This window comes from Pseudomonas pohangensis (assembly GCF_900105995.1).
GTDB classification, from domain to species: domain Bacteria; phylum Pseudomonadota; class Gammaproteobacteria; order Pseudomonadales; family Pseudomonadaceae; genus Aquipseudomonas; species Aquipseudomonas pohangensis.
Map to the genome: position 1 here is coordinate 1,361,550 of NZ_LT629785.1, position 18,233 is coordinate 1,379,782.

Below are 18,233 nucleotides of genomic sequence, written 5' to 3' on the forward strand. Positions count from 1 at the left end.
GCCATGAGCGAGCAACTGGTTAGCCGTCATGATCATCAGGGTGTCTGCACCCTGACCCTGAATCGTCCGGACAAGCTCAATGCGCTGTGCCCGCAGAGTTTTGTCGAGTTGCGAGCCCACCTGACGGTATTGGCGACGGACAAAAGCATTGCTTGCGTGGTGCTGGCCGGCGCCGGGCGTTCGTTCTGCGCCGGACACGACCTGTCCACCATCAGCGAAGAGAAGGGTGCGCTGGAGGGCGAACTGTTTGCGGCAGAAACCATCGATGCGCTGGAAGCCTTGCCGCAACCGACCATCGCCCGCCTGCAGGGCCACTGTTTTACCGGCGGTCTGGAGCTGGCACTGGGCTGCGACATCCTGATTGCAGCCGAGTCGGCCCGGCTCGGGGATACCCATGGGCAATGGGGTCTGGTGCCGGTGTGGGGCATGTCGGTGCGCCTGCCGCTGCGGGTCGGTCGCTCGATGGCCAAGGAGCTGATGTTCACCAGCCGCCGCATCAGCGCGGCGGATGCCTTGCAGATCGGGCTGGTCGATCACTGTGTGGCCGATGACCAGCTGGATGCCGCTGTGGGCAAGCTGGCCGCCGAGATCGTCGCCAACTCACCGGGCACCAATCGCATCGTCAAGGCGTTGCTGCTGGCTGCGCAGGAGCAGACTTACCAGCAAGCCTTGCGCTTTGAGCGCGAATGTCCGTTCGGGCTGCCCGAGGACATGCAGCAGCGCATGCAGGCCGGCCTGAAGTAGCCGGGCGGGCAGCCTGCCGGGAAAAGCATTGGGGTCTGTTGCGGCCTGATGCTTTAATCTGCAGCCAGTCCGTTCGCAACCAGGGAACCCCTCACCATGATGATGCTAGCGCTGGCCGCCACCCTGATCCTGACCATCTATCTGCGGCAGCGCAGCCAGCTCGGGCTGGTGATCATTCCGCTGGCGGCCTTGCTCATGCCCCTGGCCATCCTGTTTTCCGCCTTCATCTATCCGGGCGACCCGGAGCTTCAGGAGTGGTGGCTGATGGCTGTCGGGGTAGGTCTGTTCTTCGGCGGGCTGATCGCCAGTTTCGGCTATTTCATCACGCCGATGCTCGGCAACCGGCTGCCCTAGTCGGGCGCCAGCGGTTTTCTGCGCCGCCCGGGTACACCTGCGCCGGGGCTGATCCTTCCTCAGCGCCTATGCTCAGAATATCGGTAACGCCTTCCGCTGTTGCAAAACAAGCAATCGAAGCCGTGCCGCGGCCGGCTTTGCTGGAGGGGTGCAGCCTTGAATTTGCGCACATTGACGGTATTGCTGCTGCTCGGCGGGTGTGCATCCAGGAGCCCTGAGCCGCCCCCGGTAGTGGTCCCGCAAAGCACCTGGGAATGGGTTGACTGGGACATTGTCGCAGCCTCACAAACCGCGGCGGATGGTGCGCAGGCATACGCGCGCAGCAACATGGAGCAGTGGAAGACACTGGTCCGCCAGCGTACGGAAAAAGAATTCATTCCCTGGTACAGCGGCTACTGGACCCAGCAATGGCTGGGCATGAAAGTCGCCTGGTACCAGGTGCGCGAAGGTGGCGAGTCCGAAGCTACGGCGGCCCGGCTGGCCGGCTATCTGCAGGAGGAGTATCAGGATCAGGTGCTCGATCCGGTTGCCAGGCAGATTTCGCCAGAGTTGATTCGAGAACAAACAACCCACTTCTACGTCTATCACCTGGGCAAGCAGCTGCAGCAGATTCCCGAGCGCTATGCCGTGCCGGAAGAGCAGTTCGAGCAACGCCTGCAGGAAATACCGGCAATCAGCCTCGGTGCTCCGCCAGCCCGCAGGGCCTCGCTCTACCAGCTGGTGAATACTGTCCCGCTGGGCAAGCTGCCAGCCTATAAAGCCCTGTCGGGCAGGATCAATGCGGCAGCGGACAACGCGGCGGAAAATGCTTCCGGCAAAGGAATTTCTGCAGTGGCGCAGCGCGCCGGTGAAAAGCTGGAGTCGGAACTGGCGACCAGGGGTGCGGCCAGTTCGCTTTCGGCCGTGGTGGGCAAGGCCGCCAGCCTGATCATATCTGTCGGTTCCGCCGCCTATGGGGTGGTCGCCCATCAGGCCGGCAAGGCGGAAATGGAGGCGCAACTCGGGACTGTCCTCAATCAGGCTTTTGAGGAGGACTGGCAGGCGTTGCTGGATGACCGGGAAGCCGGGGTGCTGGCCGGGGTGTATTACCTGTCCGCCGAAATCGAGGGCAATCGTCTCAAGCTGCTGACCCGGCCGCTACAAATGGAACTGCCGCCAGCAGGTATTGCCGCCCCGGCTAAGCCGGCGCTCGAGTATCAGCAGCAGCCGGCAGCGCCTGTCGATTATCCGGACATGTACCGGCCCCGCTGAAACTGCAATCCGCTTCAGGCTTTGCTGTGCATATAGGCGCGCCAGCCGCCGAAGTGGCTGATGTCCAGCGCTCCCTCCAGGCCATAGGGCTCGCAGATAAAGCCACTTTCCCAGCGCCCGTCGGCCAGCTGCACCTTGCCCAGACCCAGCGGCGCCGGGATGCCGCCGAGGAAGGAACCCAGCTCGCTGCTGGGCAGCTCCCAGACCTCGACTTCGATGGCCACGCCGCCTTCGGCCACCCGCAGCATGCCCGGGCGAAAGGGCGGGCCACCGGCCAGGGCGTACAGCTGGTAATCCGGCGAGCTGTGGGTGGCCTGCAGCAGGCGGCCGCCGCGCTGCTTGAGCTGCCAGTTCAGTGGCAGGCCGTCGAGATGGGCGCCACACACCACCACCCGGGCCCTGTCGTTGCGTGCCGGGTTGGTAGGTGCGGGTAGATCCGACTGGCGTTCACCGGCCAGCGGCAAGTTGTGCTGGCGTTGCAGGGCATCGGCCAGACCGAGCAGGTACTGATCGGTAAACACCCGGCCGAACAGGGTGATGCCCCAGGGCAAACCGTTGGCCATAAAGCCGGCCGGCACCGCGACGGCGGCGTAATCCAGCATGTTCATAAAGTTGGTGTAGTAGCCCAGGTCGGAATTGCGCAGCACCGGTTCGGCGTGCAGTTCGGCCAGCGTCACCGGGCGCGGGTAGGCCGGGGTCAGTACGCAATCGAGCTCCGTCAGGATCAGGTCGCACTGGGTTTTCAGCGCCTGCAGGCGGTATTGCGCCTGGAAGGTGGCGACGCCGGTCACGCCGGGTGCTTTGGCCAGCACATCCTTGATCACCGGCAACACGGCATCCGGCTGCTGTTCGATCAGGGCGCCGGCCACGCTGTAGCGTTCCGCCACCCAGGGCCCGGCATACAGCAGGCGCGCGGCTTCGAGGAAAGGCGCGAAGTCGATTTCCACCGCTTCGCCGCCCATGGCTTTGAGCTGTGCGATGGTCTGCGCAAACAGCGCCGGGCTTTCCGCGCAGCCGAGAAACTCCAACTGTTTGGGTACGCCAAAACGGAAGCTTTTGCGTGGCGCACCGAAGGCGCTGGCGTCGTTCCACAATGGGTTGCTGCGGCTGTATTCATCCCGCGGGTCCAGCTTGGCGGTCAGGGCCAACAATTGACTGGCTTCGCGCGCCGTAGCGGTGAAGTAGGTAACGCAATCCAGACTGCGACAGGCCGGCACCACGCCGGCGGTGGAGAGCAGGCCCTTGCTGGCTTTTAATCCGACCAGATTATTCAGCGCCGCCGGTACCCGGCCTGAGCCTGCGGTATCGGTGCCCAGGGCAAAGCTGGCCACACCCAGGGCCACGGCCAGCGAGGAGCCGGCGCTGGAGCCGCCGGACGGGTAGTCCGGGTGCAGGCTGTTGCGGCATTCGCCATAGGGCGAGCGGGTGCCGTTGAGGCCGGTGGCGAACTGGTCGAGGTTGGTCTTGCCCAGCGGCACCGCGCCCAGAGCAATCAGCTGCTCGACGATGGTCGCGCTGCGCTCCGGGGTGTAGGCAAAGGCCGGGCAGGCGGCGGTGGTAGGGATACCGGCCAAGTCGATATTGTCCTTGATGGCGAAGGGCACGCCGAACAGTGGCAACTCGGCCGGGGATTTACCGTCCAGCGCGGCCAGGTAAGGTTCCAGCTCGGCTTCGTTGCAGAGATGGATAAACAAATTGAATTCGGGATTCAGCGCGGCCGCGCGTTTACCCAGCGCGAGCAACAAGGTACGCGGAGTCAGAGTGCCATCGCGGTAAGCGGCTTGCAGCGCGTCGAGGCGCAGGTCGAATGGATGTAGCATGTTCGGCTTCCTTACCTGCGGTTTGGCAGGTGTAGGGTGGGCTTCAGCCCACCGTGTTTGATGGCTCCCATGCTCCCGCGTGAGAGCCCACTTCGGGAGGTTGGAGCGTCCGGGCGGCGTTGCCACGCGGGAGCGTGGCAACGAGCAGCGGCTGTACCTGTTTCAGGCTTCTTCCAGCACCACCACGCGCTGGCCGGCGCGTACCGGCGAGCCGGGTTGCACCCGTACCTCGCGCACCACGCCGTCGCGCGGGGCGAGCAGGGGAATTTCCATTTTCATCGACTCCAGAATCACCAGCACATCACCGGCTTTCACCGTCGCGCCTTCCTCGACCTGCACCTGCCACAGGTTGCCGGCAATATGGCTGTCGATGCCGTGCTGGCCGGCGCCGAGCGGGCTGTCCTCGCCGATGTCCACGGCCACTTCCTCGCTGTCGAAATGGGCCTGACCGGAGTCGATCCAGCGTTGCCGCTCGGCAGCAAAAGCCCCGCGCTGCTGCTGGCGGAAGGCGTCGATGCCTTGCGCTTCCTTGTCGAGAAAATCCTGGTAGTCGGCCAGCGCCAGTTCGCTGTGTTCGATGCGCAAGTCATAACGACCGAGCGGGAAATCACGGCGAATTTTCAGCAGCTCATCGGCACTAACTGGATAGAAACGAATCTGGTCGAAGAAGCGCAGCAGCCACGGCTTGCCATCGAAGGCGGCGACTTCGCGGTAGCGGTTCCACATCTGTAAGGTGCGGCCGACGAACTGATAACCACCGGGGCCTTCCATGCCGTACACGCACATGTAGGCGCCGCCGATACCCACCGAGTTTTCCGCGGTCCAGGTGCGCGCCGGGTTGTACTTGGTGGTGACCAGCCGGTGGCGCGGGTCCAGCGGCGTGGCCACCGGTGCGCCGAGATACACATCCCCCAGGCCCATCACCAGGTAGCTGGCGTCGAACACGGTTTTGTAGACCTCATCCAGATTGGGCAGGTCGTTGATGCGGCGGATAAATTCCAGGTTGCTCGGGCACCAGGGCGCGTCCTTGCGCACCGTGGTCATGTACTTGTTGATGGCCAGCTGGCAGGCCGGGTCATCCCAGGACAGCGGCAGATGGACGATGCGCGAGGGTACTTTCAAGTCCTGCGCATTGCACACCGCGTCCCACTCGCCGGCGACTATCTCGAGCAACTCATTTAGCGCCAGCGTTTCGGGTTGATAGTGCACTTGCAGTGAGCGGATGCCGGGCGTGAGATCAATCACGCCCTTGGCGAACTGAGTCAGAGCTGCTGCGTTTGCCGATGGGTTGTTAAAACCCGGCTCAGAATACTCATTTGCTCCATGCAAACTGCGCTTCTTCGCCGAATTTTGCCTAGCCTCGGCCGCACTCGCGACGCCCTGACGCAGTCCGAATTTGCGCTCCAGCGCCTGCATCAGCGCATGGCCACGGAAACGCAGCACCAGGTCCAGCTCCGGCGCGCCGATTTCCAGCAGCAGGTGGGTGTCGCCGGACAGGCGTGCCACCAGGCGTTTGTCGGCGTCGCCGATGTCGAGCACGATGGGCGAGGCCAACACATTCGCTTGCGTAGGAGCGAGCTTGCTCGCGATCAGGGGTGCCGCAGGATCGCCAGCAAGCTGGCGCCTACAGAGGTCAGCGCATTCGTTGTTTTTCGCTTTGGCCAGCTGCCGCGCCGTGGCGATAGCCACCGGTACAAACTTGAGCTTGTCGCCGGCCTTGAGCTGGCCGAGCTGCCAGAGGTCGGCCTCGATCACCGTCACCGGGCAGACGAAACCGCCTAGGCTCGGGCCGTCAGGGCCGAGGATTACCGGCATGTCGCCGGTGAAGTCCACCGCGCCGATGGCATAGGGGTTGTCGTGGATGTTGGAGGGGTGCAGACCGGCTTCGCCGCCGCTGTCGCGTACCCATTCCGGCTTGGGCCCGATCAGGCGCACGCCGGTGCGGCTGGAGTTGAAGTGCACTTCCCAGGCGGTGTTGAAGAAGGTGTCGATGTAGGCCGGAGTGAAGTATTCCGGTGCGCCATGGGGGCCGTAGATCACACGGATTTCCCGCACCGCTGGCAGGGCTGCGCACAGTTCGCTCGGCAGGGTTGCGCCGGCGGTGAGGTCGCTTAGGGCTGGAATATGCAGCACGTCGCCGGCGCGCAGGGCGCGGCCGCCGTGGCCGCCGAACTGGCCGAGGGTGAAGGTGCTTTTGCTGCCCAGATAGTCCGGCACTTGCAGGCCGCCGCGCAGGGTGAGATACGCACGTGCGCCGCTGCCGGCGATGGTGCCGAGGCTGACGGTGCTACCGGCCTTGATCAGCAGGGCGCTGTTCATCGGTTGTTCGACGCCGTCCACACTCAGGGGAATCGCCGCGCCGGTGACCGCCACCACCGCGTCGGTGTTAAAGCGCAGCAATGGGCCGCTCATGGTGATTTCCAGGCCGGCGGCACCTTCGGCGTTACCCAGCAGGCGGTTGCCCAAACGCAGGGCGCGGTCGTCCATCGGCCCGGACGGTGGCACGCCGACCGCCCAGTAACCGAGTCGGCCGGGGAAGTCCTGCACCGTGGTCTGGGTGCCGGCGGAAAGCACCTCAAAGGTGTGAGCCTGATAGACCAGGCCTTCGAGGCAGCGCGTCCAGGGTTCGCCGCTGGCGAAGGGCTTGTCGCACAGAATCTGCCGCAGGTACTGGCTGTTGGTTTCCACGCCATACAGCAGGGTGTCGGCCAGAACCTGGTTCAGCGCGGCGCTGGCTTCTTCGCGGGTCGGCTGCCAGGTGATCAGCTTGGCGATCATCGGATCGAAGTAGGGCGGAATCTCGCAGCCGGCTTCGACCCAGGTGTCGATACGCAGGTGCTTGCCGTCGGCCGCCGGGAACTGCACGGCGGTGAGCAGACCGGGGCTGGGCTGGAAATCGCGGCCCGGGTCTTCGGCATACAAGCGTGCCTGAATCGCATGACCGCTGGCTTTCAGGCCTTTGCCCAGCTCACTCAGCGGCGGCAGATCGCCGGCCGCCAGCTCGATCATCCAGCGCACCAGGTCGACGCCCCACACCTGTTCGGTGACGCCGTGTTCCACTTGCAGGCGGGTGTTCACTTCGAGGAAGTAGAAGCGCGCGGCTTCGCTGTCGTAGACGAATTCCACGGTGCCGGCGCTGCGGTAATTGACCGCCTTGGCCAGCTTGATCGCCGCCGCGCACAGCTCATCCGCCATGCCGGCCGGCAGGTTGGGTGCCGGGGTTTCTTCCAGCACTTTCTGGTTGCGCCGCTGCACCGAGCAATCACGCACGCCGAGGGCCAGCACGTCACCTTGGCCGTCGCCGAACACCTGCACTTCCAGATGGCGGGCGCGCTGGATGTATTTTTCGATAAACACGCCGCTGTCGCTGAAGTTGTTCTGCCCCAGGCGCTTGACCGCCTCAAAGGCATCGCTCAGCTCGGCAGCGCTGTGGCACACGCGCATGCCAATCCCGCCACCACCGGCGGTGCTTTTCAGCATTACCGGGTAGCCGACCTGTTCACCGGCAACCAGCGCGGCGTCGAGGTTTTCCAGCAGTTCGGTGCCTTCCAGCATGGGTACGCCGTGCTGTTTGGCCAGCGCGCGGGCGGTGTGCTTGAGGCCGAATACCCGTAGCTGCTCGGGCGTCGGGCCGACAAAGGCGATACCGGCGGCCTCGCAGGCTTCGGCAAAGGCGGCGTTCTCCGAGAGAAAGCCATAGCCGGGGTGAATGGCCTTGGCGCCGGTCTGCCGGGCCACGGCGAGGATTTTCTCCACCACCAGATAGGTGCCGGCCGCCGGGCCTTCGCCCAGACTGTGGGCCTCGTCGGCCTGCTGGATATGCAGGCTGGCGGCGTCGGCTTCGGAATAGACGGCCACGCCTTGCACCTTGAGCTCGCGCAGGGTGCGCAGGATGCGGCAGGCAATGGCGCCACGGTTGGCGATCAGCAGTTTGTCGAACATGGATTTGCCCTCGAAAGGCAAGGCGGGCCGTCCCGCAGTATTCGGTCTGCACCACGGTCGTCCGTGGTGGAATAATTAGTTGCTCGCGCGCTAACCCGGCAGGGTGGGCTTCAGCCCGCCGGCGGGGCAGATTGGTGGGCTGAAGCCCACCCTACAAATTGGCATTTCAATCCCACACCAGCACCTCGGCCGGGGTCGGGTTGTAGGCGTTGCACGGGTTGTTCAATTGCGGGCAATTGGAGATCAGCACGATTACGTCCATTTCTGCCTTGAGTTCCACATACTTGCCGGCGCCGGAGATGCCGTCCTCGAAGGTCAGGCCGCCTTCGGGAGTGACCGGCACGTTCATGAAGAAGTTGATGTTGGCGCCGATGTCGCGCTTCTCCAGGCGGCCGTCGTGCAGGCTGGCGCGCAGGAAGTTGTCGCGGCAGCTGTGCATGTGGCGCTTGTCCAGGGCGTAACGCACGGTGTTGCTTTCCTGGGCGCAGGCGCCGCCGAGGGTGTCGTGGCGGCCGCAGGTGTCGGCCACTATGGTCAGCAGCGGGTTGCCCAGGTTGGAATACAGCACGGTGCCGGTGGTCAGGTACACGCTGTTTTGTTTGCGCAGGGTGCGTTGCGGGTCGTAGCGCTCGCGCGGATTTTTCGCGCTGAAGAACAGCGTGTCCACCGCCTGGTTGCCTTCCAGGTCGAGCAGGCGCACGGTCTGCCCGGCTTTGACTTCGCAGAGGAAGGGCTCGCCGGCCGGGATTTCGTGGCGGTAGACCGCGCTGGCGGCATGTTTATCGCTTGCAGTAAGGCTCATCGGGGCGCCCTCAGAGGTATTGACGTTCGGTGTTGTGAAAGCCGCGCGCGTTTTCCGCTCGCGAGGTGCGGCAGAGCACGCTGATGCCATCGCTCTTGACCTTGTGCCAGCTCAGTTGCACCGGCCTGGGCGCATAGATCGGGTCGGGGTCCATCGGGTGTTGCAGGGCGGTGAGTACCACCAGGGTATCCATCGGCGCATACAGCTCGATGTAGTCGCCGGCCCTGGAGTTATCCGGCACAAACTGGAAGCGGCCGTCGCCATCCACCGTGACCTTGCTGAACAGGTTGAGGTTCATCAGCAGGTCTTGCAGGTTGAGGTTCCACTTGCCCATTTCCACCAGCAGGTTGTCCACGCCGTTGCGGAAGAAACCGTTGCGCAATTCCTGATAGCGGCCCTGGCCGTATTTCTCGGCGACTTCTTCGGCGTTGAGTACACCGCCGAAACTGTCGTGCCAGCCACAGGTGTCGGCAGTGATCGCCGCCAGCACCCGGCCCATGTCCGAATACAGGCAGTGGCCGGCCGTGAGTTTGGCGGTGTGCTGGCACTTGAGGCTGTCGGGCAGGTTCAGCCGCTCGCTTTTCTCGCTGGCCGAGAGCAGCAGCAGGCTGACATTGGCACCGCCTTCAAGGTCGCTGATGCGCAGCAATTGGCCGCGCTTGAGCACAAAGGAGGTGTGGCCACCGCCGGGCAGCAGTTCTTCATAGAGGGTGGGACGCAGGCTCAGGGCAGCTGTCATTGCGAGGCTCCTTGCAATTGCGCGCCGAGTTGCGGCGGCAGGTGGGCGACGGCCTCACGGCGGGCGCGGCGGTCGCTGTTGAGGGGGATGTCGTAGGTGATGCGTGCGCCATAGGCGCCGGGCTCATGGGGGTCGAGGCGCACCTTGTCGAACACCAGCAGGCGAGTGCCCAGGCTGAAACCTTCACTCAGATCATGGGTGACCATGAACACGGTGAGGCGGGTTTCCTGCCAGAGTTCCAGCAGCAGGGCGTGCATGTCCTTGCGGATACCCGGGTCGAGGGCGCCGAACGGCTCGTCGAGCAGCAACACCCGTGGCTGCATGATCAGTGCCTGGGCAATCGCCAGGCGTTGCTGCATGCCGCCGGACAGCTGGCTGGGGTATTTGTCCAGGGCATGGCCGAGGCCGACCTTGTGCAAAATTACCGCCGCCTGATCACGGGCTGCACGCTTGGCGGCGCCGAACAGCCGGCCGAGGAAGGGTGCTTTGGGCAGCTCCAGACCGATGGCAACGTTGTCCAGTACGGATAGATGAGGGAATACCGAGTAGCGCTGGAACACCACACCACGGCTGGCGTCCGGCTCGCCGGCCAGGGGTTCGCCGCCGAGGAGGATTTCGCCCTTGCTCGGTCGTTCCTGCCCCAGCAGCAGGCGCAGGAAGGTCGACTTGCCACAGCCGGAAGCACCGACCAGGGTGCAGAACTCGCCTTCGTTGACCGACAGGTTCAAGCGCTCAAGTACCACCTGGTCACTGTAGCTCTGCCATACATTGCGGACTTCGATAAAGGGCTTCATGCCTTGACTCCCTCGAACCAGGGAAAGGCCAGCCGGGTCAGGCGGCGCAGGCCCAGGTCCATCAGCCAGGCCAGCAGGGTGATCCACAGCACGTAGGGCAGGATCACATCCATGGCCATATAGCGGCGCACGAGGAAGATGCGGTAGCCGAGGCCGTCGGTACTGGCGATGGCTTCGGCGGCAATCAGGAACAGCCAGGCCGAGCCGAGCACCAGACGCAGGGCGATCAGCAGGCGCGGCAGCAGTTGCGGCAACACCACCCGCAGGATCAGGGTCCAGGTGCTGGCACCGAGGGTCTGCGCCTTGATCAGGATTTCCGTGGGAATCTCGCGGGCACGCTGTTCCAGATCACGGGCCAGCACCGGGGTGATGCCGATCACGATCAGCATCACCTTGGACAGTTCGCCCAGACCAAACACGATAAACAGAATCGGCAGTATCGCCAGCGGCGGCACCATCGACAGCACCGTTAGCAGTGGCGACAGCGGTGCGCCGAACAGCGGCAACACGCCGGCAGCGATGCCCAGGCACAACCCCAGCAGGGCGGCGATGCCGATACCCATGCCCAGCCGCGCCAGGCTGGAGCCGGTGTCTTCCCAGAACAGGTAGTTGCCGCTGCGCTTGTCTTCGGTAAACGCCAGGCGATCCACCGCTGCTGCCATCTGGCTGGCGCTGGGCAACAGTTTGTCGTTGGGGTTCTCTGCCAGTCTGGAAACAGAGCCGGCAAAGTAGGCAAACAACAGCAAGGCAAAGGGCAACAGGATCAGCAGCAAACGGCCACCGCGATCGGGGTGTCGGTTGATCAGGCGCATAGTGCTTCTCACGGTTAAGGATGGTTCCCACGCTCAGCGTGGGAACCCGGAATCGGACGCTCTGCGTCCACAGGCTGAGACGCGGAGCGTCTCGGGCTGCATTCCCAGGCAGTGCGTGGGAACGATCAAACACATATCCTGCCGGTTAGAGCGTGCCGTCAGCCGCCATCTGCATGTAGGCCGGGTCGAAGCGCAGTTTGAGGTTGTTCTGGTCGCCGGTGGTCACGCCCTTGGCGAAGCTCATGCCAATGGCTTCGGCGCTGGGTGCACCCTCGCCGAGCAGGCCGTGGGCAAAGGAGAACTCCGCCACCTTGCTCATGGTCGCCGGCAGTTTCGCGCTGTTGGCAAAGGCCACGGCATCTTTGGCTGTGTAGAACATCTTGGTCGCGGCCAGCTGGGCGTCGTAACCGGCCAAGTCAGTACCGGAGGCTTTAGCCATTGCCTCGCGAGCAGCCTTGCCGGCCGGGGTGTCGGCACTCATGGTGGCCATGATTTCGTACCAGGCGCCGGTCAGCGCCTTGCCCAGCTTCGGGTTGTCCCTGAGGGTGTCGCTGTTGACCACCATCAGGTCGATGATTTCACCGGGGATCTGGCTGGAGTCGAATACCTTGCTCACGTTCGGTGTGGCTTCGATCTCGGCCAGCAACGGGTTCCAGGTGGTTACTGCCTTGACGTCTGGCGTGGCGAAGGCGGCGACCATGTCGGCGTCGGAGGTGTTGACCACACGCAGGTCCTTCTCGGCCAGACCGACTGATTCCAGACCGCGAGCCAGCAGGTAGTGGGAGACGGACAGTTCGACCAGATTGACGTCCATGCCTTTGAGGTCTTGCAGGGTCTTGTTGTCGCCTTTGACCACGACGCCGTCGTTGCCGTTGGAGAAGTCCCCGATGATCAGCGCGGTACTGTCCACACCGCCGGCAGCAGGAATGGTCAGGGCATCCATGTTGGTCATGGTGCAGCCGTCAAACTGGCCAACGGTGTACTGGTTGATCGATTCGACATAGTCGTTGATCTGGGTGACATCGATACTGATGTCGTATTTCTTCGCCCACTTGTCGACGATGCCGGAGGCTTCGCCGTATTGCCATGGCATCCAGCCTGCATAGATGGTCCAGCAGACGTTGAAGTGGTCTTTCTGTTCGGCGTGGGCGGGCAGGCTCAGGGCGGCAGACAGGCCGGCAACGATCAGCGAGGAGAGCAGGTTCTTGTACATGGGTGTTCCTCCGGTTCGATGAATACGGGCAGGAGCGGAGCGGCATCACCCTGGATATCAAGGTGTGTTCTCCCGGGCTTTTATCCCGCCGTGTAACCTCGAAGGAGGTCGCCAACTCTCGGACCAGTCACTCGCGCATCCTGTTGGAGATAGGCGAGCCGGAACCCTAGTCAGCTATTGCAAATTGTTGTGCCGCAGCCCCGAAGGGTTGCTCCTGCATACCCTTGGTATAGCGAAGAGCGTGCCAGCTTTACCGTTTGGTCGATGTTTTCATGTTTTGTCGGTTTCGGCCGGGCGGTGCAAACTCCGCAGCGGCCTGCAAGCCCGGGGTTCTCCGGTGATTCAGGTGCGGCAGAACAGGCACTGCAAGGATCGGGCGTGCATGTCGGGTGGCCGGGCAGTGGTGAATGTTTGCACCAGATTGGTGCCGGCGAGGGCAGCCAGCACTTTTGTGGCGCCATACCGGGGCCAAATGCAGCAGACCGCCCGGAGGCGGTCTGCTGGGGCTAGTGGCACAGCACAGGGTGTGCAAATGCCGAAAGCCGTTTCACACACCAGCCAGATGCAGAACCAGTTTGACCACGCCAAAAATCACCAGAATAAACACCAGGGTAAACGCCAGGCCGAGGAAGATGAAATGGCTGGGTTTGCCCTTGCTGAAATCACGTTCGCGATTCTTGCCGCTCTGCACACCGAATGCGGCAGCTGCAACGCTTTGCGCCATTTCCTTGAGCCCAAGCTCTTTGTCCGCTGGTGCCGGTTCTTTCTGTTCTTCGCTCATAAGCGCTGCTTGCTCCGTCGATGCTTGAAGAGAACTTTCAGCTTAGGCCATGGGAGCGGTTACGTATCAATCGCTCAGGCAGTTTCGCTTCTGGCTTCAGTTTCAAATGCCGGTGCCAGTCTGTCTGGCTGGCAATCCGCTAGCACTGGTTTCGCATATACAGCTAAGATCAATGGGGCAACTGCCTTCCATAACAACAAGTCAGGGTACGACCATGAAGCAACTCAGCGGCAGCGACAATATTTTCCTGTTTCAGGAGCAGAAGAACGTCTTCAACCATGTTGCCAGTCTGATGATTTTTGACGTCAGCACTGCACCAGAGGGAAGGGTGCGCTTCAAGGACATTCTCAAGCACTTCGATGACCGCATGTACCTGCATCCGATTTTCCGCCAGCGCCTGGCCAATGCACCTTTCGGGATTGACCGGCCGTACTGGGTAGCTGACAAGGATATCGATGTCGAATACCACATTCGCCACATTGCATTGCCCGAGCCGGGTGACTGGCGCCAGTTGATGATCCAGGTGGCCCGCCTGCATTCGCGGCCACTGGATCGCAGTCGTCCGTTGTGGGAGGCCTATATCATCGAAGGCCTGGACAATATCCCGAAGCTGCCCAAGGGCTCCTTTGCCATGTTCATGAAGTTTCACCATGCCTCGGTTGACGGCATGGCCGGCCTGCATCTGGCCAGCCAGCTGCTTTCCCTGTCGCCGACCACGGCTGCGCCCAGTTCGGAGCAGAGAACCGTCTACGTCGATCGGGATCCGTCTTCGGTCGAGTTTGTTTCGCGGGCAGTGTCCAACGGTATCAGCCGGGTTCTGCAAGCCGGCAAGCTGTCGGCCCGACTGGCAAGCAAGGTTGTCGAGATTGGCAGCGAGCAATTGATGTCGCAAAAAGGCAGCAGCAATCCGGACGAGCAGCTCAGCTTCCCCAAAGCACCTCCTACACGGTTCGATACCGAGGTGTCCGCACACCGGGTTTTCGACGGCTTCGGTATGCCGTTGTCGCGAATCAAGCGCGTGCGTGAAAAGGTTCCTGGCGCCACTCTCAACGACATCTTTCTAGCTGTTGCTGGCGGTGCCGTACGCAAGTATCTGAAGGCCAAGAAAGAATTGCCCGAAGAGTCATTGCTGGCGCTGATGCCGATGACACTACGCACGGATGCCTCGGCCGGCGGCAACTCTATTGGCGCGGCAACTGTACGGGTCTGCTCGGATATCGAGGACCCGCTGGAGCGCCTGCAGGCGGCCCACCACGCAGCCAAGGCGGGCAAGTTCCAGGCGGAAAAGCTCGGTCTGGATCTGTTCAGCAAGCTGCTGGATACCGTTCCCAGTTTTGTCGGCGATTTCCTGACGAGAAAAATGCTCCTGCAATCGCTCAACATGACCGTGTCCAACGTGCGCGGGCCGGATGTAGCTATGTATCTGGCCGGGGCCAAGGCCATGTGCCTGTATCCGGTGAGTATCCCGACCAATGGTGCAGGGCTGAATCTTACGGGGGTCAGCTATAACCGGGTCATGTGGCTGAGTATGGTTTCCTGTCGCGAGATGGTTCCGGATCCGGCGTTCTTTATCGCCTGCATGCAGGAAGCCTGGGATGAGTTGTTGGCCGCTGCAGATGCCCTGCCAGTGATCCCGCCAGCCAAGGCCAAACCGGCGGCAAAGGCAGCAAGCACGCGTAAACCGACAGCCAGAGTTGCCGCTGCGAAGAAAACAGCTGCGGCGAAACCCGCTACGGCTAAAACAGCTGCCACGAAAACAGCAACAGCGAAACCTGCGGCCAAGGCTGCAGTGCGCAAACCGGCTGCAGCGAAGAAGCCCGTAACCCAGAGCAAGTAAGTCGACACCGAGCCCCCGTTATGCCGCAAGGATGCTGTTCATCCGGCCCGGCACAACGTGGCACCAACCACCTGGCTCAGGCCACACACCGAGGGTTGTCTCTTGATCGGATCCATTCTGCTGACACTTATCATCCTGCTGATTATCTGGTTCGCCGTTGCACGCTATCTGGGAGGTGCTGATCTGCGCGCACTGGATGCCCCGGATCAGGCTGCCAAAGCTCGCCGGCAAAGCTTTTCTACCGGCGACTATCTGAATGCCGAGCATCGGCAGGTGCTCAAGCGACTGGCTGACCTGGACACGGACTTGAAGAAAATTCCGTTTTCGCAGCACCTGGGCCACCTGCGGCGCTTCATGGACAGCATGAGTGACGGCCATGAATTCACCGCCAGCTTCACTCCGGTGGATGCCGGTGGCGTCAAGGCCGAGTGGGTGGTGGCGCCCGGTGCCGACAGCAGTCGGCGTACGCTGTATATCCATGGCGGCGCCTGGATGATGGGTAGTCCGCGCAGTCACCGGGTGATCACCAACAAGTTTGCCGAGTTGACTGGCGGCGCGGTGCTGGCCATCGATTACCGGCTGATGCCGGAAAACCAGCGTAAAGCGGGTATTGAAGATTGCCGCGCAGCCTATCGCTGGATACTCGACAACGGCCCCGATGGTCCGGAGCCGGTTTCTGCATTGGTGGTGGCGGGTGATTCGGCAGGCGGCAACATGACGCTGACCACCATCGCCTGGGCGCGTGACCAGGGCCTCAGGCCTGCCGATGCGGCAGTGGCAATGTCACCGGCCACCGATGGCACCCTCAGCGGCAGGACGCTGAAAACCAACCTGGCTACCGATGCGATGCTCGGTCCGCTGTTCGGCGTGGTAGTCCGTATGCCCCATTCAGCACTGCTCTGGCTTGGCTTGCTGATCAACCGCATGCGCCCGTGCAATCCGGATATTTCGCCGGTGCATGGCTACCTGGGCAATCTGCCACCGCTGCTGATCCAGGGCAGTGAAGACGAAATGCTGCAGGATGATGCCCAGCGCTACCTGAACAAGGCGCTGGCAGCGGGTTCGCCGGTACGCTTGCAGACCTGGCGGCATGCGGTGCATGTCTGGCAGATGTTCTATCCCGAGCTGACCGAGGCCAGGCAGGCCTTCGAGGAAATCGATGGATTCCTGCAGCAGTCGCTACCGCCGGCCAAGCCAAATCCACCCGCAGTTACCGAATCGAAGGCCGCGGACTAGTTGTTTCCGGCGCGGCTGAACTGTTGCTTGCCGGCCAGATACACCGCCTCTACCTGCAGCTGATCGAGTTCAGCTGCAGGTGTTGCGTAGGGGTTGCGATCGACGACCAGCAGATCCGCCCACTTTCCCGGTTCCAGACTGCCGGCGCGGTCTTCGATGCGCAGCTGGTAGGCGCCATTGATGGTCATGGCGCGCAGTGCCTGCTGGATGTTGATGGCTTCACGCGGATTGAGTTGCTGGCCCGAACTGGTCTGGCGGGTCATGGCGGTCTGCATCAGGCTGAATGGCTCGGGCGGAAACATCGGGCTGTCGGCATGCAGGGTAGGGCGCAACCCGCTGGCCAAGGCGCTGCTGACCGGCAGCACCTGTTGTGCCATGTGTCTGCCGATAATCGAGTTCTGCAGGGCATCGCCGTAATACAGGATGTGGTTGATATGAAAGGAGACGGGCACCTGCAGCCTGGCCAGTGCCGGCAGCCGGTCCAGCGGCAGTTCGACGGCGTGCTCGATACGCAGGACCGGTAACTGGCCGCTTAGCGGCCCGGCGGCAGAAATCGCATGTACCACGGCGCGCATCGACGCATCACCCTGGCTATGGATGGCCACCTGCCAGCCATCGGCCGTGTACTGGCGAATCTTCGACTGCAAGTCCTGCTCACTGAGCATCGCCTCGCCGCGGCTGCCGGGCGGGATACCCAGGGTTTTCGCCAACGGGCTGTCCAGATAGGGCGAGCTGGTGAACATGCTGCCGGTATAGGGCGAGCCGTCATGCCAGAGCTTTATGCCGAGAATCCGGAAGTAGTCATTGTCAGTGTCGGGTTTGGCCGGCAAATAGCCAACTTCATCTTCCACCAGATAGAAAAACTGGCGGATGCGTGGCTGAAAGTTCTTCGATGCGACAAAGCGCGCCATCAGCGGCGGTACGTTGTAGCCCAGTGAGGCGACCGAAGTGAAGCCGTTGGCCTGCAACCCGTTGAGAACGTCGGCATAGCGACCCAGCAGGCCCCAGGGTGACTTGAGTTCCTTGAGCAGCGGCATGGCGGCCCGGCCTTCCGCGATGAAGCCGCTCAGCTCGCCGTTGCGGTCGTGTTCGTAGTAGGCGCCGGGTCCCGGATCCGGTGTGTCCCTGGTGATGCCGGCTTCGGCAAAGGCCAGCGAGTTGGCCCAGTAGGAGTGCATGGTCTGGGATACCAGAACCAGCGGATTGTCCGGGGCGATTTCATCCAGCGCCTGGCGCATCGGTACTGTCAGATCGCTGGTGAGAATCGGGTCGAGCCCGCCGGCATAGATCCATTGGCCCTTGGCTGCCTCGCTCACCGCCTGGCGCAGGGCTGCCCAGACCTCGTCATTACTCTTGTAGGTAAATCCGGACAGGTCAATGGCACCCTGGAACACCGCGCTCAGGGCGGGATGCTCGTGGGCGGCAATAAAACCCGGCATCAGGGTTTTTCCGTGCAAATCAATCACGGTCGTCGATGGACTTTTCAGCGGCATGATCTTGGCAACGCTGCCGGCGGCCAGGATCAGCCCGTCGCGCACGGCAATGGCTTCAACCACCTGATCCGTCGCGTTGACCGTCAGTATCGGGCCGCCATGGATGATCAGGTCGGCGCCATTGTCTGCCGGGCAGGCACCGAGCAACAGGGTGATCAGGGTCAGGCAGACCAGCCTCAGGGGTTTGTGCTGCATCGAGTCAGCTTCCTGTTACAGGTGTCAGGGCAGAATCAGCTTCCGGGTATGGCGTTTGCGTGAGATGGGCTATGGATGTTGGCCGCGCAGATCACAATTACTGCCAGGAAAGTGTTTTACCAGCCAGGGGCTGCCCGTACCAGCAAGCCAGAAGCGGTTTGGCGAGGGAATTGAAATGAAAGAAGCCGCTCACAGAACAGCGTGAGCGGCTTCGGGGTGG

The 18,233-nt window shown here is 62.6% G+C and carries 14 protein-coding genes and 1 riboswitch; of the genes, 5 read left to right on the forward strand and 9 right to left on the reverse strand.

The window, feature by feature from the left end; all coding sequences use genetic code 11:
- Window positions 1-3 precede the first annotated feature (3 nt).
- From BLT89_RS06430 to BLT89_RS06440, 3 genes are all read left to right on the forward strand, one after another.
- The gene (locus BLT89_RS06430; protein WP_090193647.1) at window positions 4-744 is read left to right on the forward strand and encodes an enoyl-CoA hydratase/isomerase family protein; all 741 of its coding nucleotides are present in this window, start codon (window positions 4-6) and stop codon (window positions 742-744) included.
- A gap of 96 nt (window positions 745-840) precedes the next feature.
- On the forward strand, window positions 841-1,098 hold the full coding sequence (locus BLT89_RS06435; protein ID WP_090193648.1) for a hypothetical protein: 258 nt from the start codon (window positions 841-843) through the stop codon (window positions 1,096-1,098).
- Between the two features lie 156 nt (window positions 1,099-1,254).
- Window positions 1,255-2,349, forward strand: coding sequence for a hypothetical protein (locus tag BLT89_RS06440; RefSeq protein ID WP_157718809.1), 1,095 nt, complete (start codon window positions 1,255-1,257; stop codon window positions 2,347-2,349).
- A 14-nt stretch (window positions 2,350-2,363) separates the two neighbouring features.
- On the opposite strand, the gene atzF is transcribed toward BLT89_RS06440, so the two are convergent.
- The 8 genes from atzF to BLT89_RS06480 form a co-directional block, all read right to left on the reverse strand.
- Window positions 2,364-4,169 carry an allophanate hydrolase gene (gene atzF / locus BLT89_RS06445; RefSeq protein WP_090193650.1) on the reverse strand — a complete coding sequence of 602 codons (1,806 nt, stop codon included), beginning with the start codon at window positions 4,167-4,169 and terminating at the stop codon, window positions 2,364-2,366.
- Window positions 4,170-4,331: 162 nt separating this feature from the next.
- Window positions 4,332-8,111 carry an urea carboxylase gene (uca, locus tag BLT89_RS06450; RefSeq protein ID WP_090193651.1) on the reverse strand — a complete coding sequence of 1,260 codons (3,780 nt, stop codon included), beginning with the start codon at window positions 8,109-8,111 and terminating at the stop codon, window positions 4,332-4,334.
- Window positions 8,112-8,277: 166 nt separating this feature from the next.
- On the reverse strand, window positions 8,278-8,913 hold the full coding sequence (locus BLT89_RS06455; RefSeq protein ID WP_090193652.1) for an urea amidolyase associated protein UAAP2: 636 nt from the start codon (window positions 8,911-8,913) through the stop codon (window positions 8,278-8,280).
- 10 nt (window positions 8,914-8,923) lie between these two features.
- Window positions 8,924-9,652 carry an urea amidolyase associated protein UAAP1 gene (locus BLT89_RS06460; protein WP_090193653.1) on the reverse strand — a complete coding sequence of 243 codons (729 nt, stop codon included), beginning with the start codon at window positions 9,650-9,652 and terminating at the stop codon, window positions 8,924-8,926.
- A complete protein-coding gene (locus tag BLT89_RS06465) occupies window positions 9,649-10,446 on the reverse strand; it encodes an ABC transporter ATP-binding protein (RefSeq protein ID WP_090193654.1) in 798 nt (265 codons plus the stop codon). Before BLT89_RS06465 ends, BLT89_RS06460 begins: the two co-directional genes overlap by 4 nt.
- Window positions 10,443-11,258 carry an ABC transporter permease gene (locus BLT89_RS06470; RefSeq protein ID WP_090193655.1) on the reverse strand — a complete coding sequence of 272 codons (816 nt, stop codon included), beginning with the start codon at window positions 11,256-11,258 and terminating at the stop codon, window positions 10,443-10,445. The genes BLT89_RS06465 and BLT89_RS06470 overlap by 4 nt, the downstream gene beginning before the upstream one ends.
- 145 nt (window positions 11,259-11,403) lie before the next feature.
- Complete coding sequence (locus BLT89_RS06475; RefSeq protein ID WP_090193656.1) at window positions 11,404-12,471, reverse strand: putative urea ABC transporter substrate-binding protein; 1,068 nt, start codon at window positions 12,469-12,471, stop codon at window positions 11,404-11,406.
- A gap of 67 nt (window positions 12,472-12,538) precedes the next feature.
- Window positions 12,539-12,652: riboswitch (guanidine-I (ykkC/yxkD leader) on the reverse strand.
- Between the two features lie 366 nt (window positions 12,653-13,018).
- Window positions 13,019-13,252, reverse strand: a complete 234-nt coding sequence (locus BLT89_RS06480; protein ID WP_090193657.1) for a DUF2970 domain-containing protein — start codon at window positions 13,250-13,252, stop codon at window positions 13,019-13,021.
- A 214-nt stretch (window positions 13,253-13,466) separates the two neighbouring features.
- Between BLT89_RS06480 and BLT89_RS06485 the strand changes: the two genes are divergently transcribed.
- Both BLT89_RS06485 and BLT89_RS06490 read left to right on the forward strand, forming a co-directional pair.
- Complete coding sequence (locus tag BLT89_RS06485; protein WP_157718810.1) at window positions 13,467-15,089, forward strand: wax ester/triacylglycerol synthase family O-acyltransferase; 1,623 nt, start codon at window positions 13,467-13,469, stop codon at window positions 15,087-15,089.
- A 102-nt stretch (window positions 15,090-15,191) separates the two neighbouring features.
- The gene (locus tag BLT89_RS06490; protein WP_197673541.1) at window positions 15,192-16,325 is read left to right on the forward strand and encodes an alpha/beta hydrolase; all 1,134 of its coding nucleotides are present in this window, start codon (window positions 15,192-15,194) and stop codon (window positions 16,323-16,325) included.
- On the opposite strand, the gene BLT89_RS06495 is transcribed toward BLT89_RS06490, so the two are convergent.
- On the reverse strand, window positions 16,322-18,013 hold the full coding sequence (locus BLT89_RS06495; protein ID WP_090193659.1) for an amidohydrolase: 1,692 nt from the start codon (window positions 18,011-18,013) through the stop codon (window positions 16,322-16,324). The two genes, BLT89_RS06490 and BLT89_RS06495, sit on opposite strands and share 4 nt — an antisense overlap.
- Window positions 18,014-18,233: the final 220 nt, after the last annotated feature.